General features: G+C 49.7%; 17 protein-coding genes and 1 tRNA gene. 5 read left to right on the top strand and 13 right to left on the bottom strand.

Annotated features, from left to right (window positions below):
- The first annotated feature begins 442 nt into the window (after positions 1-442).
- From A8O25_RS23320 to A8O25_RS18535, 3 genes are all read left to right on the top strand, one after another.
- Positions 443-646 carry a hypothetical protein gene (locus A8O25_RS23320; RefSeq protein ID WP_066838093.1) on the top strand — a complete coding sequence of 68 codons (204 nt, stop codon included), beginning with the start codon at positions 443-445 and terminating at the stop codon, positions 644-646.
- 148 nt (positions 647-794) lie between these two features.
- Positions 795-1,964 carry an AIR synthase related protein gene (locus tag A8O25_RS18530; protein WP_066838096.1) on the top strand — a complete coding sequence of 390 codons (1,170 nt, stop codon included), beginning with the start codon at positions 795-797 and terminating at the stop codon, positions 1,962-1,964.
- Positions 1,965-2,119: 155 nt separating this feature from the next.
- A complete protein-coding gene (locus tag A8O25_RS18535; protein ID WP_066838099.1) occupies positions 2,120-2,800 on the top strand; it encodes a proline and serine-rich protein 1 family protein in 681 nt (226 codons plus the stop codon).
- 1,520 nt (positions 2,801-4,320) lie between these two features.
- Here the strand turns inward: A8O25_RS18535 and A8O25_RS18540 are convergent.
- The 10 genes from A8O25_RS18540 to hemW form a co-directional block, all read right to left on the bottom strand.
- Positions 4,321-5,136: a cyclase family protein gene (locus A8O25_RS18540; protein ID WP_066838184.1), complete on the bottom strand. Its 816-nt coding sequence runs from the start codon at positions 5,134-5,136 to the stop codon at positions 4,321-4,323.
- Positions 5,137-5,555: 419 nt separating this feature from the next.
- Positions 5,556-6,848, bottom strand: a complete 1,293-nt coding sequence (locus A8O25_RS18545; protein WP_066838109.1) for a TraB/GumN family protein — start codon at positions 6,846-6,848, stop codon at positions 5,556-5,558.
- 132 nt (positions 6,849-6,980) lie between these two features.
- Positions 6,981-7,841 carry a LytTR family DNA-binding domain-containing protein gene (locus A8O25_RS18550; RefSeq protein ID WP_066838111.1) on the bottom strand — a complete coding sequence of 287 codons (861 nt, stop codon included), beginning with the start codon at positions 7,839-7,841 and terminating at the stop codon, positions 6,981-6,983.
- A 157-nt stretch (positions 7,842-7,998) separates the two neighbouring features.
- Complete coding sequence (locus A8O25_RS18555) at positions 7,999-8,679, bottom strand: 2'-5' RNA ligase family protein (protein ID WP_066838113.1); 681 nt, start codon at positions 8,677-8,679, stop codon at positions 7,999-8,001.
- A gap of 70 nt (positions 8,680-8,749) precedes the next feature.
- Positions 8,750-9,322, bottom strand: a complete 573-nt coding sequence (locus tag A8O25_RS18560; protein ID WP_066838115.1) for a pentapeptide repeat-containing protein — start codon at positions 9,320-9,322, stop codon at positions 8,750-8,752.
- Between the two features lie 127 nt (positions 9,323-9,449).
- Positions 9,450-10,544: an SGNH/GDSL hydrolase family protein gene (locus tag A8O25_RS18565; RefSeq protein WP_066838117.1), complete on the bottom strand. Its 1,095-nt coding sequence runs from the start codon at positions 10,542-10,544 to the stop codon at positions 9,450-9,452.
- Between the two features lie 106 nt (positions 10,545-10,650).
- On the bottom strand, positions 10,651-10,950 hold the full coding sequence (locus tag A8O25_RS18570) for a hypothetical protein (RefSeq protein WP_066838118.1): 300 nt from the start codon (positions 10,948-10,950) through the stop codon (positions 10,651-10,653).
- 117 nt (positions 10,951-11,067) lie between these two features.
- Positions 11,068-11,979 (bottom strand): bestrophin family protein, encoded by a 912-nt coding sequence (locus A8O25_RS18575; RefSeq protein WP_066838120.1) that lies wholly within the window; start codon positions 11,977-11,979, stop codon positions 11,068-11,070.
- Positions 11,980-12,111: 132 nt separating this feature from the next.
- Positions 12,112-13,236 (bottom strand): MBL fold metallo-hydrolase, encoded by a 1,125-nt coding sequence (locus tag A8O25_RS18580; RefSeq protein WP_082893751.1) that lies wholly within the window; start codon positions 13,234-13,236, stop codon positions 12,112-12,114.
- A gap of 877 nt (positions 13,237-14,113) precedes the next feature.
- Positions 14,114-15,253 carry a radical SAM family heme chaperone HemW gene (gene hemW, locus A8O25_RS18590; RefSeq protein ID WP_066838125.1) on the bottom strand — a complete coding sequence of 380 codons (1,140 nt, stop codon included), beginning with the start codon at positions 15,251-15,253 and terminating at the stop codon, positions 14,114-14,116.
- Positions 15,254-15,337: 84 nt separating this feature from the next.
- Between hemW and A8O25_RS18595 the strand changes: the two genes are divergently transcribed.
- Positions 15,338-17,131, top strand: a complete 1,794-nt coding sequence (locus tag A8O25_RS18595; RefSeq protein ID WP_066838128.1) for a BamA/OMP85 family outer membrane protein — start codon at positions 15,338-15,340, stop codon at positions 17,129-17,131.
- A gap of 75 nt (positions 17,132-17,206) precedes the next feature.
- Positions 17,207-17,279, top strand: a tRNA-Met gene (locus A8O25_RS18600).
- 347 nt (positions 17,280-17,626) lie between these two features.
- On the opposite strand, the gene A8O25_RS18605 is transcribed toward A8O25_RS18600, so the two are convergent.
- The 3 genes from A8O25_RS18605 to A8O25_RS18615 are packed head-to-tail and all read right to left on the bottom strand — an operon-like array spanning position 17,627 to position 22,792.
- Positions 17,627-18,871, bottom strand: a complete 1,245-nt coding sequence (locus A8O25_RS18605) for a 5'-methylthioadenosine/S-adenosylhomocysteine nucleosidase family protein (protein ID WP_066838132.1) — start codon at positions 18,869-18,871, stop codon at positions 17,627-17,629.
- Entirely contained in the window at positions 18,868-19,311 is a 444-nt protein-coding gene (locus A8O25_RS18610; RefSeq protein ID WP_066838135.1) for a DNA-binding transcriptional response regulator, read from the bottom strand. Before A8O25_RS18610 ends, A8O25_RS18605 begins: the two co-directional genes overlap by 4 nt.
- On the bottom strand, positions 19,289-22,792 hold the full coding sequence (locus A8O25_RS18615) for a hypothetical protein (RefSeq protein ID WP_066838146.1): 3,504 nt from the start codon (positions 22,790-22,792) through the stop codon (positions 19,289-19,291). Before A8O25_RS18615 ends, A8O25_RS18610 begins: the two co-directional genes overlap by 23 nt.
- Positions 22,793-22,984 lie beyond the last annotated feature (192 nt).

Raw genomic sequence — 22,984 nt, forward strand, 5'->3', positions numbered from 1 at the left:
GCGGCAAGGCCGGAGGGCCTAGTTTTAACAGCAGTGCTCACCCCCAGGACGGGGCCCCGCGGCCGTGAGCGCTTACCGGAAAAGATGAAACAACTCAGTAAATAAACCACCGCGTCAAGCAGACTAGCCAAGGGAAAAACGGACTACACCTTCCCGCCGCAGCCAAGGCAATAACAGACTACGCATGGGATGGAAAGCCGCTGCCAGGAGGAGCAGCAGACCACGCATTGCCACAGGCAGCAGAGGCACTGCATCCAACAGCCCAGCCAAGGAAACTGCAGAACACGTATGGCAACAGACTGCCCCGCCGGGAACAGCGAAGCGAACCTTCCAACGGCAGAAGCAAGCCTCATAACATTGGCAACAGCCCGCGTTACATGGCTAAACCTGTTCCTTTTGCTGAAGATCAATCACTTATACGCCGCCAAGCATCCTCTGGAACATGAAAAGCCCCCTTCTCTTTCTCGCAGGTATTATTTGTACCGCCATCGGCGTAGCCACCGTCTTCTTGGATGTTCCATTTCTAGGGAATCTGGATACCTCCAAGTTCCAGGTATTCTTCCATGGCTTTCTGCTGGGGCTTGGGCCGGTATGGGGCATTGTCGCTTTTGTGAGACGGAAGCAGGGGAGGGAGCTGCTCAAATAACCGCACCTTTTCAGAAATACCGGAAGAAAAAGCCCGTCAGAAACGGGAGGCTTTCTTATTTTTGCTCCGTTATTCATGATTTCGCGTTTTGGGCCTGTTTTTCAGAAAACAAGCCCAAAACAGTTTTCGCCAACCACCAACCCATTCCATGGAAAACCGGTACCTGCAGCGGGGCGTTTCGGCCTCAAAAGAAGATGTGCACAACGCCATCAAGAACATTGACAAAGGCCTGTTCCCGCAAGCGTTCTGCAAAATCATTCCGGACCTGCTGGTGGGCGACCCCGACTACTGCAACATCATGCACGCCGACGGTGCCGGTACCAAATCGGCGCTAGCTTATCTTTACTGGCGTGAAACTGGGGATCTTTCCGTCTGGAAAGGCATAGCCCAGGACGCCATTGTCATGAACACCGATGACCTGCTGTGTGTGGGCGCGACAGATAATATCCTGCTTTCCAGCACCATTGGGCGTAACAAGAACCTGGTGCCCGGCGAGGTCATTGCCGCCATCATCAACGGAACCGAGGAAGTTCTGCAGATGCTGCGCGACAACGGCATTGGCATCTACAGCACCGGCGGCGAGACCGCCGATGTAGGGGATCTGGTGCGCACCATCATTGTAGACAGCACCGTGACCGCCCGCATGAAACGCCGCGACGTCATCTCCAACCACACTATTCAGCCCGGTGATGTGATTGTGGGCTTCGCGTCTTACGGGCAGACCACCTATGAAACCGAGTACAACGGCGGCATGGGCAGCAATGGCCTCACCAGCGCCCGCCATGACGTGTTCGCCAATTACCTGGCCCAGAATTACCCAGAGAGCTTTGATCCCGCCGTGCCGTCTAACCTGGTGTACTCGGGCAACTGCAAGCTCACAGACATCAATGAAGAAACCGGCTTGACCGTGGGCAAACTGGTATTGTCGCCCACCAGAACCTACGCACCGCTGGTGCAGGCCATCTTGAAAGACTACAGAAGCCAACTGCACGGCATGGTGCACTGCAGCGGCGGGGCGCAGACCAAGGTGCTGCACTTCACGCAGAACGTGCACATCATCAAAGACAACCTGCTGGCCGTGCCGCCGCTGTTCAGACTCATTCAGGAGCAGAGCAACACCAGCTGGCAGGAGATGTACAAGGTCTTTAACATGGGCCACCGCCTGGAGCTGTATGTGCCGGAGGCCATTGCCGCTGATCTCATTGCCATTGCCGGTTCTTTCAACTTAGGGGCGCAGGTTATTGGCCGCGTAGAAGCCAGTGCTCACAATGAATTGACCATCAAGAGCGCCTACGGCGAATTCCAGTACCAGGGATAAGCGGTAACCGCAGACTCATCTAGCGGAGCCGCAGCCGTTTTTGGCCTGTTTTTCTGAAAACAGGCAAAAACGGCTGCGGCTTTCTTTTTCTATATAGAGTTGGCACAATGTTTGGATTTGGCTTCTCAACAGAGAGAAATCTAAGTCTTACCGCTATGAACCGTCTATACGTTACCATTATCGCCTTTTTCCTGTTTCTTGGTTTGGTGCAGGCGCAGGTACCCCGTGACGCCGCCATTCTGGTAGAAAGCCAGCGCGGGGAACTGTTCTACCTCGCCATTGGCCCCCGCGTCATCAACACCGTTCCCTCTAACCGCGTGGCGGTAGGTGATTTGCCCGCCGGAAGGCACTGGATAGACGTGCGGGTGGTGCGCAGAGGCAGACCTTTGACTATCAGGGCTGAAGTGTTCTTGCACAACGGGTATGAAACGGTATTTGTATTGGAGCCTGCCCGCAGAGGAAACTTCATTCTAAGAAAAGTAGAGGAGGTGCCGCTGCACCGCCCTGTCCCGCCCGTGCAGGGGCCCGTGTATGATGACTGCCGTTCGGCCATGGACGAGCGCCAGGTAGACCGCACCCTCCGTTTTATGAAAGACGAAGGCTTTGATGACCGTCGCCTGGAGATCGCCAAAGGCGAAATAAGACTAGCCGGCAGCATCATGACCGAAGACCTTTTCCACCTCATGAAGGCCCTGAGCTTTGAAGACCGCCGCGTAGCCCTGGCAAAATACGCCTATCAGTTTGTCTGCGACCGCCGCGAGTTCCCCCGGGTGCTAGAAGCCCTGGAGTTCACCAGCAGCAAACGTGAACTCCAGGATTTTATTTATAAGCGGTAAAAACTGCTGTGCAGACAGGAAAGGCTCTACTGGTAACCGGTAGAGCCTTTCCTGTTTTGGGGCTGTTTTCCAGAAAACAGCCCCAAAACAGGAAAACGGTGTTCCCCCTCGCGGAAAAGGAAGCATCTTGATCCAGCAGAGGGTCTTGGCGTAAACCCTCGCAGGTCTGAAAGACGCAGCGGGGGCTGGTAGTAGTCCTGAGTCTTGAGTCACGAATGAGATTGGGGCTTAGTTTGGGAAAACAACATGCCACGCGTAAGACCCACCCCAGCCCCTCCCGGGGGGAGTTGTCTGGCATGCGCGGGGCAAATGGCGGGTGACCGTACATCTGGCCTACGTATCCCTCAGCTGTCCGGGATTTGTAATTCTGGGCCTAGTACCTGCGGATTTGTAATCTGCGGCGCCTGCAGATTAAACGTGCCGCCGCGGGGATTGCAAATCCCCGTGTACCAGCTTCCGGATTGCAAATCCGGAAGAGCGCGATGCTTGGCAGAACTCAACGATATGCGCAAAAAAGAGGGTGATCAGCAATGCGTGTCCTCCTGTGTCACATCCCCTTCGCCCCCTTCAAAGGGGGAGTATCAAAGTGAGTCCTGAGTCCTTTCTTTTTCCCTTAGGAGATTCAGGACGAACGAAGCAGCAATGCCTGGTTTCGCTGCCGTGCCGCGAGGGCAGCCAGAGACCGGCCGTCATCAGTAGGCACGATTCTGGGGACCCGTGCCAGCGCGGGAGTATCAGCTGGAGTTAGAAGGCACGGAAGTAACTTCCGCGCCATAGGAGGGCAGAAGCGGGAGCTATAGATGGCAGAGGTCATGTGAGGCGGCCGCCCCATGGAAGCTGAAAGCTTCCGACATTATAGGTCCAAGTTGGAAACTTGAACCAGAGAAAGCGGCAAACAAGCAGCAATAAGTAAACAAACAAACAACAATGAACAATCAACCCTTCTACTGGTGGTACTCCTTTTTAGCACTTTTGCTCTGACTGATGTGCGCAGCACGGGCTCGCCTCAGGCTAGCGGATCAGCAGCGGTTACCTGCAGAGGCAGACATAACCAGTGAGGCTGATCAGGAAAGGAACCCAAACCAGTCCTGGGGGTGAGCGCCTCTGTTAATACGGTGCCGCTTTAGCGGCAAGGCCGGAGGGCCTAGTTTTAACAGCAGTGCTCACCGCCAGGACGGGCCCCGCGGCCGTGAGCGCTTAGCGGAAGAGATGAAACAGTACAGTGAGTGAGGCACCGGAGCAAACGGGAGACCCAAGGGAGCAGCGGACTACGCATTCCTAAAACAACGGTACTGCATCCAACTGCCCAGCAAAGGGAACAGCAGACTACGCACTACCACTGCTGCATTAAGCGCCACAGCCAAAGGAACAACAGACAACACATCGCCCAAAAGGAACAACAGACCACTTATTCCGCCTTCCGGCAACGGGAGAGAGTTGGTGAAAGCGGACTACTCATACCACCACCACCACCACCACCACCACCACCACCAGCAAAATAACCGGAGGAAAGCGAAGGTTTAATGCGGGGCCTCAGAGAAGAACACAGTAGGTGCGGGAGCAGCGGCAGCCGGAGCCAATGCATATAAGACAGGTCTGCTTGGGCTGGCATCCAGCACCAGGCTGGTCACCTGTAAATTCAGCAGGAACAACCCGTCTGCCACCGCATCTGGTACAAAAATCAACTCTGTAATGGTGGCGTTGGTACGAACAGCCGCCGGGTACTGCCAAAACGCACGGTGTGCCAATAAGGCTCCCCCGTCTTCCTCGCGGTCAACAGAGGGCAGGTCCAGTAGCAAATGCTCTATTTGGTTTTCTGCTAGGAATTGCGCCAAAGCGGGCTCTAGGTACGCAGGGTTGGTGCCCGAGTAGTGGGCGGTGCGTTTCGCCTCTGAATTTGGGAGCGTACGAAGCACCAACGCCTCCGGTAAATGCGTGCCCTCTACCTTCGCCAGCACGTCATTGGCCATCACCATGAGATCCCCGTTTTCCTGCCGCCGCGGTGCTACGGTTACCACCTGTGCCACAAACAGGAAACGGCGCAGGCATTGATCCAGTGTAGCGGCGGGATCTGGCGAGATGTGGCCGTAGCATTCGGTGTGGGTGCCGTTGCCGTGCGGGGTGAGGTGTACGCGCTGGTAGTTGGTTGCGCCCCCTGCGGCCACGCTGCCCACAAAATCGCCAACGGTGATGGTCTCCACCTGCACCGGCTCCGCCCAGAAGCAGTTTATGTTTTCCGGCCCCGCCGCCAGCGGCAGGGAGATATCCAGCGGCTGCAACGGGTCAAAGGTGTAGTTTCTGTTTCTAAAGGTAAGGGTGGCGGTAGGTGCAAGCATGGCGGGCGTTTTAGAGCTGTTTTTACGAAAATAGGCCAAAAACAGGAAAAGGCGCAAGCAAGATGTTTTCTTTGCCCGTGCCTTTCCCTTCTCTTAATGAATTGGTGGTCAAGCGTACCGCATGATCCTGTTGTTCTGAAAAGAATCTTATGCACGAATGGCAACCTCAGCCTTCCTATTGCCATTCTGTAAAGAATCTTGGTGGCGAATGGTAGAGCAGGTGTTTTTCTAGTTGGCCCGCTGTTCCCTAAGTCCCTTTCTGGATGGCAAAAGTGAAAGGGCCTGATGTATGGCAGCATTCCCCAGGAAACATTCTATGCCCTGGAAGTTACTCCCCAATTTTTTGGTTGGGGAGTAACTTCCAGGGCATAGTGGGCAACAGAAAGAGTTTTAATGCCACCGCTTTTCTGCCACTGATTTTACCACTTCACCGGCGTAAGCGCCTTGGAGTTCTTCACCAGGCAGATGTACGGGAAGATAGTAGCCACACGAGGATTCGCTCCCGCAAATTCAATGCTCTGGCCGGGGAACAGCGTCTTGAAGCTGGCCAGGCGCGGGGAGGTGCGGTAAGGCGAATGGGCGGCATCGGTTTTGAAGAGGGACACATGGCCCCGGGAAACCGCTTTCAGGTCTTTGATCCCGTTCACAAACACCAGCGGGCCGTCCTGGTTTGCCCACGTGGTGTTCACGTAGCGCTGGCCTTTGTTGATAGCCGCTGGTAACGCTGCGGCGGGCATCATGCTCTCGCTCTCCACGGTGTACACGCCAATAGACACGGCCTTGCCTTTGAAGGGGGAAGTGTCACCCTGCAGCAGATAGGCAAACGGCACGCCCCGCTGCACCCGTACCGGAATAGTATGGAAGATGCCCCACATGCCGTACAGTTTCTCCCGCTCCAAGCCTTTCTGCTGTACCAAGGTCTGCAGGTTCAGGTACATCACGCTGTCTCGCTTGATTTTGTCTTGCAGGTACACCACGTTCTGCAACGTGTGCCTCAAATCAAAATTAGCCGTGTCCTGGGCGCGGGAGGAAAGGAACTGGGCGGCAGTACGGACGAGCGCATCTGTGTCTAGGGTGTCTGCCGCCGCCATCTGTTTTAGGCGTGCTGTAGTGGTGTCTTCCGGTTTGGCGGGGAGTTGCGTTATCAGTTCCCGCAGGTGGCGGTGCAGTGCGTCTGTGTCCTGAATTCGGTCAACGCCTAAGAACCAGATCTGGCGGTGCGGGGGCAGGGTTTGGTTGAGGGCTCTGATTTTTTTGATCTTGTTGTAGAACTCCTGGTTGCCCCACTGGGCGTTGTGGCGGGCCCAGAACTGGAACACAAAGCGCAGCCGCTCTTCATTGCCGGTTTGCAGGTACTGGTTCAGGAGCGCAGCCTGGCTGTAATCTACTTCGGCCAGGTAATGCCGCAGGCCCACTTTCTGGTTCAGGTGCTTCAGCAGGGCGAAGTCCAGCTCCTGTGGGGTGGCGGTGCCGTGTGATTCGCCTAAGAGAATGATCTGCTTTTGGTAGAAGGCGCTGTCAAAGAGGGGGAAGGGCGTATCTTCTGTAAAGGTCACTTCCTGCTGGTGCTGCTGTAGATACGTTTGGTGCGGGGTGCTCTCCCCGCCCACGGCGGTTAGCGCATAGATACCGTAGGCAATGACACCCAAAAGGAGGAGTACCAGAGGGGTGAGCAGAAGAAAAAGGGCGATTCTTTTCAGGGTTTTTTTCATGACGAAGGGGTGTTGACTGGTTTTCGTCAAAAGTAGGGCGCCCAGAAATGCGCCGCTGGCCAATGGGGTGAACAACCGCGTTTTTGGGGCAGCAGGCGGGTTTTGGGGTGAACGGGAAAGGGCTTGGGGTGGTTAGGCCGCCGCAAAAGCCGACTTCACCACGCTGGAGGAGGACCTCGCCACCGGCACCGCCAGCTCTATCTGCTCAAAGTGCAGTTTGTACCCCTGCGCGTTGCCGCTCACCTGGGTCACCTGCTGCAGGTTCACCAGATAGGAGCGGTGGCAGCGCACCACTTTGTCAGTGGCAATCTGATTCTCCAGGCGGCTGAGGCTGCTGCGCAGGAGCTTTTTGTTCGGCTTGCCGTTGTCCAGAAAATAGACGGTGCAGTAATTGTCATCGGCTTCAATAAAGAGCAGGTCCTGGAGGGGCAGGGAGAAGGTGTCTCTGTCGTTTTCGGCGGTGAGGGTGAGGAGCGGGGTGGCCACCGGTTGGACGGTAAGCACCGGCTCTGGCTTGGCTGGCGGGGCCAAGGGCTTGTACTTCTGCAGCATGAACACGTAGTTGAGCAGCACCAGCAGCACGGCCGGCACAATGCCCATCAAGAAGGCGATCAAGGTCATGTACGTGACTTGCGCCAGTGAAAAAGACATCACGCCCACCGCCGCGCCGTAGGCCGTGCAGAGAAAGCCGGCCGTAGAAAAATGGCCCAGGTTCCAGAAGATTTCCCTGCCTACCGTCCAGCGGGTTTCGGTGAACAGGGTGGGCAGCAGTTTTCTAAACGCATAGAAGTTCAGAAACACAGACAGCGCCGCCACCCCGCCGTAGCCACCCAGGATCAGATTCTTAGACGGGTCATGCCAGTTATAAGACCCAAACGGCTGGAACACAATCAGGCTGAACGCAATGATGCCCCCAAACAGGAAAGACAGGAACAGGCTTCTGGAAAGGGTGAGCTCATTGAGCGGGTACGGCTGCCGGAAAAAGGAAAACATGGTCTTTACACTAAAGCTGCGGCGCAGGTGTCACTCCTTAAAGATAAGGGATATTTTCCGCTCTGGCGGAAGAAAGGAGGCGCACCTGGTTCCTTTCTGGCGGGGAGGTGCGTTTTGGGCCTGTTTTCTGAAAAACAGCCCGAAAACAGAAAACGCTCTACAGGGAGAACCTGCCCAGCACCTGCGTGTTCTCCTGCCGCTGGTACCAGTCATGGTACACCAGCTCCACCTCCCGCACCACACAGCTGCCAAACGCCTGGTGCCGGTACTCCCGCAGCTTTTCCAGAAACTGCTGCGGCTGCTGTAGGGGTTTCCTGAACCGGACCACCGTACTGTGTGCCGTCTGGATGGCGTACCGCTGGTCAATGGACTGCTGCAGCCCTGAGGCCTGGAAAGCTGTTCTCAGGTTGTTCCGCAGTTGGTTGAGCTGCTCCCCCAGCGGAAAGCCCTGCACCATCACGCAAGACGGCGAGGCGGTCATGCCCGTGAATTCCACCTGAAAAGGTGAAACGCCCTGCAGCGCCTGCTGCACCAGATGGCTATATGGCGCCAGGTTGATCTGCCCCAGCTGAAATCCCGGATAGCAGGAAATAATGGACAGCAAGGTGATGTGGATGTCAGAGGCGGGATAGTAGTACTGCGCCGGCTCCAGCTGCGCCAGCTCCTGTAGAAATTGCCGCAGCCGCGCCTTCACTTCTGCGCCGGGACGAATCAATACCGTAAGTCCCCTCCGGGAATCATGGGGAGAATCCAGCAGCGGGTCAAGTTCAAAGTGACCCGCTGTGAACTGGGCTTCTGTCTCTTCCCACAGACAGGTGTAATGTTCTAAAAGGTTCATGGTGCAGTTCTGTGCGTTTTGGACCTGTTTTCCTAAAAATAAGCCCAAAACAGGAAATGCGTTGGCTGGGTTACTTGATCACAATATCATACTTCGCCAACAGGCCCAATGCGCCCTGCGCAGAAAACTTTGCTTTCTTGATCCGGTTCACCTCGGGGTCCAGGGCATAGTTCACGGCGGTCAACAAGTTGGCTTTCTCCAGATTGGTGCGCTGGAAAACGGCGCCGTTTAGGTTACAGTTCAGGAAAGCCGCCTCAGTCAGGTCGGTCTCTGTGAAATTGGCCTCTTTGATGCTGCAGCTGTCAAACACGGTTTTTTTGAAGTTCCGCTTCCCAAAGAAGGCCAGATCCAGAGAGCAGCCGGTGAATTGCACGCTCAGCAGAAAATCATGGCAGGTGCTGAAATCAACGCCCAATAGTTTACAGTTGGTGAACCGCACATCCTGTAGTTTGGCGTGGCTCAGTCTGAGGTTGCTCAAATTGCAGTTCTCAAACGCGCAGTCTGTAAAGCTGAAGTTGGAGAAGTTGGCGTTAGAGAAATCACAGTTCCTAAAGGTGCATTCCTCAAACTCCCGCCCCGTGATGCCCTGGCTGGCGTAGTCAAGGTTCTCAAAGAGTTCGTTCTCTCGCAGTGCCTGTTTCATGGTGCAATATTCTCCAGAAGTTAGGAAAAGAAGAAGTTGTTTTTGGTGTGTTTTTTCAGTGGAAGGGGAAACCAGCTGGGAGCTTGGCTTTCTTTAGGTGAAGCTTTGCATTAAATGCCTCTAACACCTACCACTCAATATTCTTCTCAATAAACCGGATCAGCTGCTCTGCCATGGCCTGCTGCTCCTCTACCCGCGGGTGGCCGGGCGTATCTTTGTAGGGCGCGAAGAGGGTATAGACGTTCTTGTCCTGCAGCCCCGCCACCGCCTGCTCCACATAACCTGGCCAGGGGGAGCCTTGGCGGGTTATGTCCATATTGCCCAGCATGGCAATGATGTGGGCGTTGGGGTACCTGGCCCTGATACTTTTGACAAAGTTCTGATAAGCGGTAATGATCTGCCGCTCTGTTGGTTTCTCATTGCCAAACCTACGCTTGAACTGCTCATGCTCCGGCCGGTTCACCAGCCAGGAATCATTCTGGAAGAGGTTGACCACCACCACATCGGGCTGCTTTTGGGTAAAGTCCCACTTGCTGGCCGGGTCAGACGGGTTGAGGCGGTCAAAGATCTCAGGCATGATGATTGGCCCCCAGCTCACCAGAATGCCAATGCCGCTTTTGCACACGCAGGTATAGTCTGCATTGAAATGGCGGGCGGTGCGGGCGGCATAGCTGAGGTAATTGTCTGTGTTCAGCCCCAGCGGAGAATCTTTGCCCGAGTAGTCATGCACCGCGTAGCCGGCGGTGATGGAGTTCCCGTAAAATTCAATGCTCCTCTTCGGCTTGGCCGATGGGGGTAACGCTTTGCCGCCTTTCCCCAGCTCAAAGCCATAGAAGGTGGTGGTGCCTTTGTCCCACTCAGTGCGCTTGAACAACTCAACCGTGTGCTGGCCCCGCTTTACCTGACGGGCCAGGGTGAAAAGCCTGGAAGCCGTGTCTGGCTGAATGATCCCCACCGTGTCCCCGTCAAGTACCACCTGGTAATAGCTGTTGCCCGTGTTGTCTTTGAGCCGCGCCTGCACGTCTGTCCCCTCAAAGTTCAGCTTCACAGAGGTCCCTGACCAGTAGAGTTCCGCCGCCTCCGGCGATGGCTTCCCCACCCGGCCCATGTACGCCAGGCGCGGGTCTTGCGGTTTAACCAGAGCGGTTTGGCTGGAAGTGCACTGGCTGGCCGTAAAAAGGAGGAGAAGGGCGAAAACGTGGAGTAGGAAGCGTGGGCGCATGGGCAAATTGAAAAGTTGCGAGCGGTAAAGATGCTGAGAACCGCTTTACTTTCCAAGTCACCCAAACCCGGGGTCGCCGCCCCTTCTCAGCCAGCCCGTGCGGTTCTTACGGCTCTTCCAGAGAATCTGCCGACGTGCCTGTGAGTGGTGCAAACAGAGGGTGCCAGGCCAGGTCTGCCGAGGTTGGGAAACCGGGGTGGTCTGGTAAGGGGGGTACAGCACCCGCAGGCTCCAGAACCTGGGGGGGTGATTGCACAGCAGGCCGGCCGGTTTGGTAAAAGTAGAAGGCGGCGCCCAGCAGCAGAAGGACAAGGCTGGCAAACCCAGGCCACGTGAGGGAAACGCGTTTGCGGGGTTTGAAATCAGGGGCGGAGACGGAAGTGCCGGGGTGAAGGTGCTTTGCCATAACAGTAAACGGTTAGTTTACATGAAGATGCGTTTTTGGCCTGTTTTTCATAAAACAGCAAAAAAACGCATCTCCCGTTTCGGCGTTAGCCGCCGGAGTGATTACTGCCGAAAGGGGTTACATCAGGAAATAGCCGTCTGGCTGGAGCGGTTGGGGCACCTCTTTCTCGTCTAAGATCTGCTTGAGGTTGATCTCAATGGTGCGGGCAATGGCGGTGACCGGGGTGTCAGTGGGTTTGTTCCGGAACGGGTCTTGTATGTGCCGGGCGGTTTTTTCCACCAGAAAGAAGGTAGAAGCCACCGCCGTTAGCACCGGTATCTCATAAATACCAATGGCCTCTACCAGCGTCACCGAGAGAATCACCAGAAACAGGTAAATGAAGAAGTGAATGAACATGCTGTACGTGGCCGGAAAGACCGTGGTGTTGATGCGTTCTGCCTTGCCCATGGAGTCTACCAGCCGCACCACCGTGCTGGCTACCTGCGTCTGCTGCATCTGGTTGAGCGCCTGGTGCTGGAACAGCTGGTTCAGGTCCTGCATGTGCAGCACCTGCAGAGACAGCGGCTTGTTCATCTTGTCCTGGATGTACGCCAACTCCTGCTCAGGCAGAAACTGGTGCAGATGGGCGGTGGCGTCTTCTTTTCTGAGGCTCTGCCCCAGACTGTAGCACCAGGCAATCTGCCGGAACCCAATCTTTCTGAAAGTGGCCATGATAGAGGGGTCCTCCATTTTTTCAGGGGAGATATACGCCTTGAGCTCCAGCAGGAGCGAGCGGGAGTCATTGACAATGGCGCCCCAGACAATACGGGCCTCCCACCAGCGCTCATAAGACTGGTTCAGGTTGAATGCCAGCAGCAGCGAAATGCCCGTGCCCAGCACCGAGGGCAACGCAGACGGCACCGGGGGCCAGTCGTCTGCCCAGATAAGCTTTATGATGTGAAACGAGAGGGAGAAGAGAAACACCCGCAGCACATCTACTTTCACCATGTTAAAGATGTACCGGTACGGAATACTTTCAGCTAAGAGCATAGGCGTTGAGAAACAAAACAATGTACAGCAGCAGCAGCAGCAGCCTGTGCGTAGTAATACGAGGTTCTGTCTCTCAGGATATGGTTTCTGTTTTGGGGGTGTTTTCAGGAAAACAGCCCCAAAACAGAAATGCTACTGCAGCGGTTTCCACCATTGCTGGGTAGGCAGTTCCTGCCCCACCCGCCACCGCTGCCCCATTAGGGGCGTGGCCAGTTGAATGTGTTGCCGGGCGGCCGCTTTGGTCAACCGTTTGATGGGTTCCTTCCAGTGGTGCAACGCCAGCGAGAAGGCCCCCCAGTGGGTAGGCATCAGTACCTTCCCTTTTAAGTCCAAGTGCGCCTGGGCCGTCTCCTCGGGCATCATGTGAATGTATTTCCAGGCCTCGTTGTACTGGCCGCACTCCAGCATGGTGAGGTCAAACGGGCCGTACTTCTCCCCAATCTGCTTAAAATGCCGGTCATAGCCCGAGTCCCCGCCAAAGTAGACAGACTGCTCTCCGGCTTTCACCACCCAGGAGCACCAGAGGGTCTGGTCACGGTCAGTGAGGCCGCGGCCCGAAAAATGGCGGGCGGGGGCGGCGGCTAGAAACAGCCCCTCAAACTGGGCCGTCTCCCACCAGTCCAGCTCGGTGATTTTCTCTTTGGCCACGCCCCATTTCACCAGGTGCGCCGCCACGCCCAGCGGCACAAAGAAATGGCGGGTCTTGCCCATCAGTTTTTTGATGGAGCCGTGGTCCAGGTGGTCATAATGGTCATGCGAAAGCAGCACCACGTCCAGCGCCGGAAGGTTCTCCATGGCAATGGGCAGCTCCTTATTAAAGCGCTTAGAACCAATAAACGACACCGGCGACGCCCGCTGCCCCAGCATGGGATCAGCAAAAATGCGCTTACCGCCCACCTCCAGCAGCACCGCCGAGTGCCCAAACCACGTGACTTTTATCTCTGAGGCAGACGGTGCCGGAAAATCTGCGGGCGTCAGTTTCACCTGCGGCAACTCATCTTCGGGCGTAGCCCCTTCTACGCCCCCCAGAAATTTGGCAAAGATCTTTACTTTCTCTGTCAGGGACTGCTCCCCCATCATGGGGGTGGGGGAAATGTTCTGGAACTTGCCGTCACGGTACTGCGGTGATTTCTGGATGCGTTCCAGGCTCTGCCCGTGCGCTGCGGCGCCAAACTGCGGGGCAAACCACACAAACAGCGTAATGCCTACCGCCAACGCGGCTATGATGGAAAGAAAAATCAGCATAAACTTCTTCATGGTCTAAACGAAAGCCCCAAGGTAGTACTTCTGAAACGGTAAATTGTTTAACCACCGCCAAAACGCGATCAGAACGGTAGGGGTGCGTTTTGGAGCTGTTTTCTGAAAAACAGGCCGAAAACAGGTGTAAAAGTTCTGTAGATGGTGAATGCGATCATCTGCAGATTCTCCTATTAATAGTCATCATTTCCCATATCCTTTGTACGCATCCGTCCCCCTTTGAAGGGGGTGGGGGGATGACAAAGGCCGTAGAAGATGTAACTGCTAATATTAGCAGGACGAAAGAAAGGAGCCTCGGGAATGCTTAACTCTGCACGAGTAATCATCTTCCTACCCCCTTCAAAGGGGGCCGGAATGCGTGGAAAAGCTTGGTGGTAATGTTATGTCTGTTTTTAGCCTGTTTTCTGAAAAGTAGGCCAAAAACAGGGCTGTCGGCTGTGCAGGATTTGCAATCCCAAACTTGGGCGCCTGCAGATTTGTAATTCGCGACGCTGGCAGATCAAAAAGGTCTTAACAGAGGTTGTAATTCCCTTGAATGCATACTGCCAGATTACAAGGCCAGAAGAGCAAAGTTGTTGATAGTAGAAGCTAACAGCTTTCTCCCTACAAGGAGTAGGGCCGTTGAACTCTTGCCTGGAGCCAAGATTAACCCACAAAGCAACTCCCGTCATTGCAAATTTTGAGGCTATCGCCTCACTGAAGTTCAAAACTTCAGCCATTCCAGTTCCAAGTTAGAATGAAACAGAGAGATTACCAGACTGAAAGAGAGTCTGTCTTGCAAGAAGGGAAGTGTGCAGGAAAGACTAAAGCAGGAGTTTCTGTTTCCAGTCTGTTTTCTGAAAAACAGACTAGAAACAGGAATGCCCAACTTGTGAGGCTACGCCTCTTCCTGCAGCAGGAAAAGGTCTAACGCAATTTCATCTGCCAGCAGCTTGCCTGCCTCTGTGAGCAGCAGAATTCCTTGCTCCTCCTGCAGCAGCCCCTGGTCTTTTATTTTCTGCAGGTACGGTGCGTGCAGCGTGCGCAGGTCAATGCCCCACTTTTCCTGAATATAGTTGGTGTCACAGCCCCAGCTGGTGCGCAGGGTAGTCATCACGTACTCGTTCACGCGGTCTTCTACGGTGAGCGCTTCTACCGTGCAGGGCAGTTGCCCCGCCTCCAGCCCCTGTGCGTATTTGGGGTTGTTGGCAAGGTTGAACTGGCGGCTCTGGCCATTGAAGGAGTGGGCGCTGGGGCCAATGCCCAGGTACGGCACCTGTTTCCAGTAGCTGCTGTTGTGTCTGCTCTCAAAGCCAGGCTGGCAGAAGTTGGAGATCTCATAGTGCAGGAAGCCGTGGGCGTGGGCCTGCGTCATGAGCAGCTCAAACTGCTGGGCTACGCGTTCCTCGTCGGCGGGCGAGAATTTGCCTTTGCGTACGCGGTGCCCGAACACGGTGTTGGGTTCAATGGTCAGGGCGTAGCAGGAAAGGTGCTGCACCTGCAGCGCGAAGGCGCGGGCCAGGTCCTGCTCCCAGAGTAAAGAATCTAGAGCGGGAATGCCGTAGATGAGGTCTATGGAGATATTGTCAAAGCCCAGATCCTGCGCCAGGCGCACGCAGTCTTCGGCCTCAGTGGCGGTGTGCGGACGGTTCATGAGCTGCAGGTGCGGGTTATGGAACGACTGTATCCCAATACTCAGCCTGTTCACGGGCGTCTGCCGCAGTGCCTGCAGTTTCTCAGGGGTAAGGTCGTCTGGGTTGGCTTCCAGGGTGATTTCGGCCGTGGCCGAAACCTGGTGCAGTTTATAAATAGACTCCAACAGCGCGTTCAGCTCAGTTACCTCAAGAATGGAGGGCGTACCGCCACCGAAGTAAATGGTGTTGATGGGCTCACCGTTGAGGTAGTCTTTCTGTAGGAGGAGTTCCTGCTGCATGGCGTTCAGCACCGCCTCTTTCATGCCCATTGACGTACTGAAGTGGAAGTCGCAGTAGTGGCAGGCTTGTTTACAGAAAGGAATATGAAGATAGATACCAGCCAAAATGCGTTTATGGTTTAAGGAGCGTTTACTGAAAAGAAATGGGCGGTGCCTGAAAATCCATCGGCTTGCCGTACTTTAGAAACAATGATTCTATTGCTGAGTTCCCGTCTGCGCCAGAAGTTCCTGCGGCAAAGGTACACAATTGTGCTGTTGCTTTGGGGGCTGCTGTGGCTGAGCGGTTGGGCGCAGGCGCAGGACAAGCGGGCGGTGCAGGTGGTAAGCCCAGATCCTGCGCAGGCCAAGGTGTGGCGGCGGTACCAGCCCAAAACCCTTCCCCAGGATTCTCTAGGCCGACTGCAGGAACTGCAGAACTGGCTGCTGCGGGTGCAGGAAGACGGTTACCTCACCGCCTCTGTTGACAGCACGGTGCGCCGGAACGACTCGCTGTGGGTGCATGTGCACGCTGGGAGGCCGTACCATTGGGCGTATCTGCGCAACGGCAACGTGGGCGAAGGACTGCTGGAGCGGGTGGGTTTCAGGGAGAAACTCTACAACGGTTCGCCCTTCAAGCCCGCCGAGTTTGCCAAGCTGCAGCAGGCCTTGCTTCGCGAAGCGGAGAATGCGGGCTACCCGTTTGCGGCGGTGAAACTTGATTCTTTGCGGCTGTACAATGACTCATTGCAAGGGGTGCTGCGGGTGGAGAAAGGCCCGTTGATCTTGATAGATTCTGTGCAGATGGTGGGCACCAGTAGGTTGCAGCAGCGGGCGCTGTACCGTTACACGCAGCTGTTTCCGGGGCAGCCTTACTCGCAGCAGCGCATTGAGGCGGCCATGCGGGCACTGCGGCAGCTGCCGTTTGTGCGGGTGGCGGGCGAGCCGCAGGTAGCCTTTGCCCAGAACAAAGCCCGCCTCTATTTTCTGCTGGATGAAAAAAAAGCCAACCAGTTTGACGGGATCATCGGTTTTCTGCCAGACCCCAACTCCAACGAAAATAAACTGCTCATCACGGGTGAGGTGAACCTGCAGGTGCGCAACCTGCGGGGCAGCGGGAAGCAGATTGGCCTGCACTGGCGCAAGGTAGACCAGAATTCGCAGCTGCTGGATGTGGAATACAGGCACCCGCATATTTTCTCTACGCCGTTTGAAGTGGCCACCCTCTTTCACCTGTACAAGCAAGATACGTCGTTCCTGAACCTCAGACCGAGGGTTGAGATTGCCTACCCGCTCTCTACCACCAGTCGTCTCACGTTTTTTGCCGAGGTGCTCAGCTCCCAGCTGCTCTCCCCAACTGCGCTGCGGCAGCGGCGGTCAGACTCCACGGCCATTGATGCTAATTTTACCTCCTATGGGCTTTCTTATGCGTGGAATTCTCTGGATGATCTGTTTTTCCCCAGAAGGGGCATGCAGGCGTTCTTTCAGGGGGCGGTGGGCACCAAGCGGGTGCAACGCAACGCGCGGGTAGAAGCCAGCTACTATGATACGCTGCAGATGCGTAGTACGCAACTGTCGGTGGCGGGGCGGGTGGAGCGCTACTGGCCCATGTCTAAAAATGGGGTGGTACTGACGCGGCTGAAGTCTGAGGCACTGGTGAACCAGCGGCTTTATTTAAATGAGCTGTTCCGCCTGGGCGGTTTGGCATCTATCAGGGGCTTTGATGATTATTCCTTTTACGCCTCTTCTTACGCCATCAGTACACTGGAGTATCGCCTGTACACGGGGGAGGAATCTTATGTTTTCCTGTTGTATGATCAGGGATACTTGCGGCGGGACGTAAAAAATGAAAAAAAATATCAGTGGGCCAGCGGTGTGGGCGGCGGGATCAGTTTTTCAACGGGAGCCGGTGTGTTTCAGCTAGTTTACTCGGTGGGGCGCACGGCGCAGGAGGGGTTCAGCCTGCAGCGGGGGAAGATTCATTTCGGGATTACCGGGCGTTTTTAGCCTGTTTTTTGAAAAACTTTGCAAAACCATTTGGAGTATAAGAGAAAAGGTACTACTTTTGTATCACAATAACAGTGCGGGATGGAGCAGTTGGTAGCTCGTTGGGCTCATAACCCAAAGGTCACAGGTTCGAGTCCTGTTCCCGCTACCTAAACTAAGAATTAACGCCTTGTAAGTCAAGAACTTACAAGGCGTTTTTGCTTTGCAAGTAACAATAGAGTAACAAGTTTTTAAAGGCACTCGATTTTAAAAGCAATGAGTGAATTCTTTAATGAACTTATTGGTAAGCTAAGAGGAGAAGTTCTTTAGCCTGCAAAGTCTTACTGAGTGAATCAGAAGTGGCCTTGAAAGAATAGGTTTTCTTAAAGTAACTTTAAAGATAGCTTTTTAAGAACGAAGGAGGCAGATAAGGGGGTAGGTAGTTGAAGCTGCGCTTTAGTGGCTTCAACTACCTACCCCCATTTTTTATGCAAATCTTAATTCCTGGCTGTGTGTTCACATGGATGATAGAAACCCACTAGGAATCAGGGAAGTATTTATAAAATGGAAAAGAAAGGATGCGCTAGTGTATGAAGCATACGGCTGGTAAGAACTCTCTTTGAATGAATCACCAAAATCACAAACACTTTTAATAAGTATTGCGAATGGCCGAGGTTGAAGGGAGTTTGAACAGGCATAAAATAAACCATAACCTTCCATTTCTAATCCGATTAGCTTCCTTTGCCGGGACTTATAGTCCTCTATGGTAGGCGCAAATTGAATTACACTAGATACGGTAACCATCGAATCTATATGTATATTTAAAAGAGTTTGAGGTTTAAGCCCTTTGTAATTGTTCATTATAGTGAACAAATCAGCAGTTTTTGTTTTGAACTGGGAAAACAATGTTCTTAAGGAGGGCTCAAGAACTAAATAATGGGGATCTGGCTTGAACAGAGGCATATTATTATCAGCTGTCGACACTTTGCCAGCTGCTCCATCAAAAAGTTGACTTGCAACTAAAATATCGCCAATGTTATTTTCTCCTCTTACACCTGCTGCAATGCCAGCCATAAATATTGTTTTGGGCCTGAAATGTTGTATAAGCTTAGTGCAGAATACAGCCATAGGCACCATTCCCATATCATCTGGGGACGCTGCAACAACCTTGAATGTGCCATGTTCATTGATTATAGTAGCAGTGTGATAAAGAGTCGTATCATTAGGCATACGAATTGGCTCCCACTCGTCCAGCTCGTTTAATACCGCCTCTAATTCTGGCTTTGCTAAAGCAGTAACAATGGCAATGTCATAATGAAAAGAAGGATTGGTCAAAAGTTTATTTGATCTAGCAATGTTGAAAATAAACTTTTTAAGTTTTGATTGCCATTCAGTAGACTGAGGAGAATATTCAATAAGATGAGTATTCTCATTGTGAAAATATTTCTCGTATTCTGCTTTGAGATCGTTATATGCTGTAAGCCCAACAATATAGGATGGCGGGTTTAATAAAGGAGAATCAGAAATTTGCTCTAGGAAACCAGTAGAATTATTAGGAAGAGCTTCTCCATTGTCTTCTAAAGGTAAAACTAAATCTAGTATAAGAAGATCATAATCATGGTAAGATAAAAAGCGACGTGCGCTAACTATACTTTTAGCAATATCAATAGTGAGTAGATGGAGAGGTGCAACAGATTCAATAAAATTAATAATAGAATCTATTTTATCCTGTGTGTCATCAGCTATCAGGATTCTAATCATAACACCTCGTTAATTAATGATTTTAAATTTATTTTCCATGATGTTTTGTCAGCACTGTAGTAAACTATTCCCTTGTAGTTCGGGTTAAATTCTAACACGAATTGTTTATGAAGTTCTGAAATTGATACGCCGTCAAAGCCACCATACTGAGTTACTACTATAACAGATATATTAGAGTCTTCTAAAGCCAATTCATTTAATATATGCTTGCCTGCTAATGGGATGAAATCACCGCCTGGGTCTGCTGATGATATGTCATAATTTGGCATACTCATATCTAATAATAAGAGGTCATAGGTTGGATTGAGAATGATTTCTCTTAACCCGCTTATATATGAACTAAAGTGGCGGACTTCAAATGACTCAAAATCTTCCTTTAGGAATTGGATCAATTGTTGAGCCTTGTCTTCCCTGTCTTCAATTATTGCTACCTTCTTCATTTTCGAGGTTGCTTATGTTTATTAAAATTTTTGAATTAAAGTTATCCATTTCATCAATATTGAAATCAATACTATTTTTGTCGTTTTTTAAATCAAACCGGACAGTTCTAAACGCTTTTGCAAACCCTGATTTTTTATCCTTTTGAGCTTGAGTTATTCCTTCATCAGTAGAATACAACTTGCTGGTTTTTTCCAGAATAGTCCTAAACTCTTCTTTGTTAATATTAGGACTGAGTTTGTTTGAAATATTTATTTCAATTGTGGAATTGTGTTTTGTAACTGATAAAAAGCAAATCAATTCCTCATTATTTGAGTTATAAAGAATTATATTTTCAAAAAATATTCTAAATAGGTCTACAAAAAATAGCAAAAATTCCCCTTTTAAATTATTAAAATATTGAATGCTTTTAATAACTGTTAATTTATCTCCTCTGGTAGATGAATTTGTGTTGTGAAGGGCTAAATCAATTGACTTTTCTATAGAAAAATCTCCTACCGTTCGATTGGATCTGAAAAACCATCTACTAACTTTTCCTAGATCTGTTTGAACTTGTGTTTGGCTTGATGCTATGTTATTATATAGGTCTTGGAAAAAAAGTTTAGGTAAATGATTGGAGAGATTTGTCTCTAGAGTTTCAATGGCATCTAAAAATTCTTGTTTGATCTGCCCATTAATCAAGTGCCTTACTTTTTCTAAGTTTTCATCAGTTCTACGCCAAAGTTCGTCAGTTACTTCACCTAAAAACTTGTTAAGTTGTCTGATGTCACGCATTCTCGTGGAGAACAGGCTGTATGTATGGTTGTCATCAAAATAATAGTTGAATAGGGAGTCTGATTTTTCTTGCTCTGTTTCAATTTGCAAATACGTAGTGAGTAACTTATTAATTATTTCATCTATTTTTCTTGAGAAGTTAGAAAACGCTTTTTGAACGGGGACGTGTAATGTAGGGTCAAAGCTATTTATTTTATTTGTCCAGAAAGTTATAGGTAAGTAATCATTGATTTCTTCTGAGAACTGACTAACTAAATTGTTTCTAGAAAATTGAGTCCTGAGCTGACCTAAAAGAACTCCATGTCTTATTCTAGTGCTAAGGTATGCAACTAGGCCATACTTGCTTAAAAGGAATTTCTCGCGTATCTCATAGAATAAGTAAACAAACATATCATATTGAGGATCGTCTGAATATTCTAATTTTTCATCAACAATTTTACCCTCTTTTAGCGAAACTATTGAAACTGAGGCATCAGGGTTCATTTGCAACAATTTCAATATTTTGCCTTTTATATTCATCTCTCCAAGTGATACATATTTTGAAAAATTAGCATCAATTCCTTTAAGTTCTTGAGAGAGTATTCCTCTTTCATTTACAAATATTTTGCTTTCATCTATTTCTTTAAGCCCCTGCTGAATAACAATCTGTTGTGAAAGCTCATCCAATTCTTTTTTATATTCATCCGAATTGGCGGCATCGATTTCTATTAAATGATTAAGAATTGTTATCCTTTCAATAAATTTCTCATCAGATGAATAAAAGTGGATAGAGTGTTTCATTATTTCAGGAACACAGATTCTATGGAGGAAAGCAATATATTCTTCTCTGTTGCTGTCCTTTAAAGATGAATACCTATTAATGAAGTCAACGGGTTTGTTCACTTTTAGGCTTTTAAGGAATACAGAATATGAGGTGTAAACTTCATAATCATCTGCATTGCTTAAAAAGTAAAATATTGGAAGAACTATTTTAGCTGAAACGTTTCTAAACTTACCTTTTTTAATTATTGATTTAACCTTCTTTGTATTGAACCTTTCAACATATCGAGGGTCGTGGGTGAAACATTTCAAATAAAACTCTATGCTTTCGTTTAAATAATTTCCATCTACAAGCGAATCGTATTTAAAGAGCATAAGCTCCTCTAGCTCAAAAGCTATTTGAGTATTTTCTATAGCATAATCTAAGACTTCAAAAACTTTTACCCATTCGCTTTTGATCTTATATAGCTTAGCAGTTGTTAAAGTTTTGTTTAGACTATCAAGCTTGTCTAAAATGCTAATATCTTCTAATTCTTCTGATAGTTCTACTCTTGCTAAGTCAATTAAGATTCTAGAGGCACCAGTTCTATGTAGATTTGACAATATATCTTTTGATTTCTCAATATTATCTGCTGCCAGTGCTATAAATGGATGTAATGTTGAAGACCATAAATACAGACTTCTGGAAGTGTCTTTATCCTCATTACTATCATTAAACCAATTTTCTAAATAGCTGTTAATTTCTCCTCCAATAGACAGGCATTGGAGGTTGTAAGAGATTTTTCTTAAATTTTCTTTAGCTAAAGAATACTGGTTATTGAAAGAGAATAAGTCTCTAAGGTTAGTTTCTATAGAACTTATTAAGCGTGGATTTTCTTCTTTGTAAAAAGGCCTATCTAATTTTATCTTACATTTTACTTTTATTATATGAGTAATAAAAGCATTATTTATTAAGATATTGTTCTTTTCTATTGTCGATAGGCAATCTTCATACTTTCCGGATCTAAATAATTCATCTAGCTTATTTAGTACAAGGTCTCTTTCTGATAGTTTCGTTATTGTAGTTGGATCGTATATCGCTGAAATTGTTTTTAGTTCAGATGAGGCAAATTTGGAATTTAACTTCTTAATATATTTCCAGCAACCCTTTAAAAGATTTAGATTTTCATCATCTTTCAATTCTAAAAAGCATCTTGTAGATGTCACAATTGTTTTAAAGAGGTCAAAAGGAGAGATTATTTGATTTTTTGATAATATTTTATTGACTATAGTTAGTTCTTTGATATTGTACTTGTCAAATTTGAGTTTATAAAACTGTTTATCATCTTCTGATAGTCTGTTTTTATTACTATTTAAGGTGTTTGTAACTGAACTCCTGTATTGAAAAATATTCAAGTCTCTATCTGCTCTTTGACTAGCAAAGTGCGCTAATGATAAAATCGTGCTTGAAGCTTTGTTTTCAGCTAAAAATTCAAAAAGTTCTATTCTCCCCTTGTTGCCAGAGACTTGTTCATGTAATAAAAAGTTGAGCTCTAAAAATGTAAAAGAATTACAGTGTGTTTTTAAATAATCTAAAGACGAAGAGATATCTTTAGTTAAGCCTTCAAGAATGGCACGGCTTAGATTTTCCTCTTGGCTAATGCTGTCGCTAATACTTTCACTGAATAATAATAGTATTGCACTAGACCATCGTATTTCTTTTTCTGCATCAGGCATGTAAAGTATTTTGCCTCTGCCTGTATTAACGATCTGCGTATTTGTGTATTGAGAAAGATATATGTTTCTCAATAGTTTTGAGTCATAGATCTTCTTTAGTGAAGATGAAATTGCACTAAAGTCTAGCCATGCTAAGGTTGACTTAAGTTGTGTTTCTCTTTTTTTCTTAGAATTATAATGTAGAATATCTATCCAGCCTTTGCCTTCTTTAATCCTTTTTTTTCTTTTTGCCATTTATTTTGAGTATCGCTCTGTATAAGTTATCCTTCAATATTTTGCTATGAGACTTACTTGGTATGAAACTAATCATTCTTTAACATCATAGCTTTACTAGAGACTTATCGAGAAAAATACTTATAAAAATTCATGACTGCAAATGCTTCTGCTCCTCTGCTGACATAGTTTTATTTTAACTTTACCAACTTT

It is taken from the genome of Rufibacter ruber, assembly GCF_001647275.1.
Lineage (GTDB): Bacteria > Bacteroidota > Bacteroidia > Cytophagales > Hymenobacteraceae > Nibribacter > Nibribacter ruber_C.

What these genes read in the sequence shown, in the direction of transcription:
- A8O25_RS18610 (WP_066838135.1), bottom strand. Translation starts at nt 19,311, where the DNA reads ATGAAGAAGGTAGCAATAATTGAAGACAGGGAAGACAAGGCTCAACAA.
- A8O25_RS18550 (WP_066838111.1), bottom strand. Translation starts at nt 7,841, where the DNA reads ATGTTTTCCTTTTTCCGGCAGCCGTACCCGCTCAATGAGCTCACCCTT.
- A8O25_RS23320 (WP_066838093.1), top strand. Translation starts at nt 443, where the DNA reads ATGAAAAGCCCCCTTCTCTTTCTCGCAGGTATTATTTGTACCGCCATC.
- A8O25_RS18540 (WP_066838184.1), bottom strand. Translation starts at nt 5,136, where the DNA reads ATGCTTGCACCTACCGCCACCCTTACCTTTAGAAACAGAAACTACACC.
- A8O25_RS18555 (WP_066838113.1), bottom strand. Translation starts at nt 8,679, where the DNA reads ATGAACCTTTTAGAACATTACACCTGTCTGTGGGAAGAGACAGAAGCC.
- A8O25_RS18535 (WP_066838099.1), top strand. Translation starts at nt 2,120, where the DNA reads ATGAACCGTCTATACGTTACCATTATCGCCTTTTTCCTGTTTCTTGGT.
- A8O25_RS18615 (WP_066838146.1), bottom strand. Translation starts at nt 22,792, where the DNA reads ATGGCAAAAAGAAAAAAAAGGATTAAAGAAGGCAAAGGCTGGATAGAT.
- A8O25_RS18545 (WP_066838109.1), bottom strand. Translation starts at nt 6,848, where the DNA reads ATGAAAAAAACCCTGAAAAGAATCGCCCTTTTTCTTCTGCTCACCCCT.
- A8O25_RS18580 (WP_082893751.1), bottom strand. Translation starts at nt 13,236, where the DNA reads ATGAAGAAGTTTATGCTGATTTTTCTTTCCATCATAGCCGCGTTGGCG.
- A8O25_RS18560 (WP_066838115.1), bottom strand. Translation starts at nt 9,322, where the DNA reads ATGAAACAGGCACTGCGAGAGAACGAACTCTTTGAGAACCTTGACTAC.
- A8O25_RS18575 (WP_066838120.1), bottom strand. Translation starts at nt 11,979, where the DNA reads ATGCTCTTAGCTGAAAGTATTCCGTACCGGTACATCTTTAACATGGTG.
- A8O25_RS18595 (WP_066838128.1), top strand. Translation starts at nt 15,338, where the DNA reads ATGATTCTATTGCTGAGTTCCCGTCTGCGCCAGAAGTTCCTGCGGCAA.
- A8O25_RS18565 (WP_066838117.1), bottom strand. Translation starts at nt 10,544, where the DNA reads ATGCGCCCACGCTTCCTACTCCACGTTTTCGCCCTTCTCCTCCTTTTT.
- A8O25_RS18570 (WP_066838118.1), bottom strand. Translation starts at nt 10,950, where the DNA reads ATGGCAAAGCACCTTCACCCCGGCACTTCCGTCTCCGCCCCTGATTTC.
- A8O25_RS18530 (WP_066838096.1), top strand. Translation starts at nt 795, where the DNA reads ATGGAAAACCGGTACCTGCAGCGGGGCGTTTCGGCCTCAAAAGAAGAT.
- A8O25_RS18605 (WP_066838132.1), bottom strand. Translation starts at nt 18,871, where the DNA reads ATGATTAGAATCCTGATAGCTGATGACACACAGGATAAAATAGATTCT.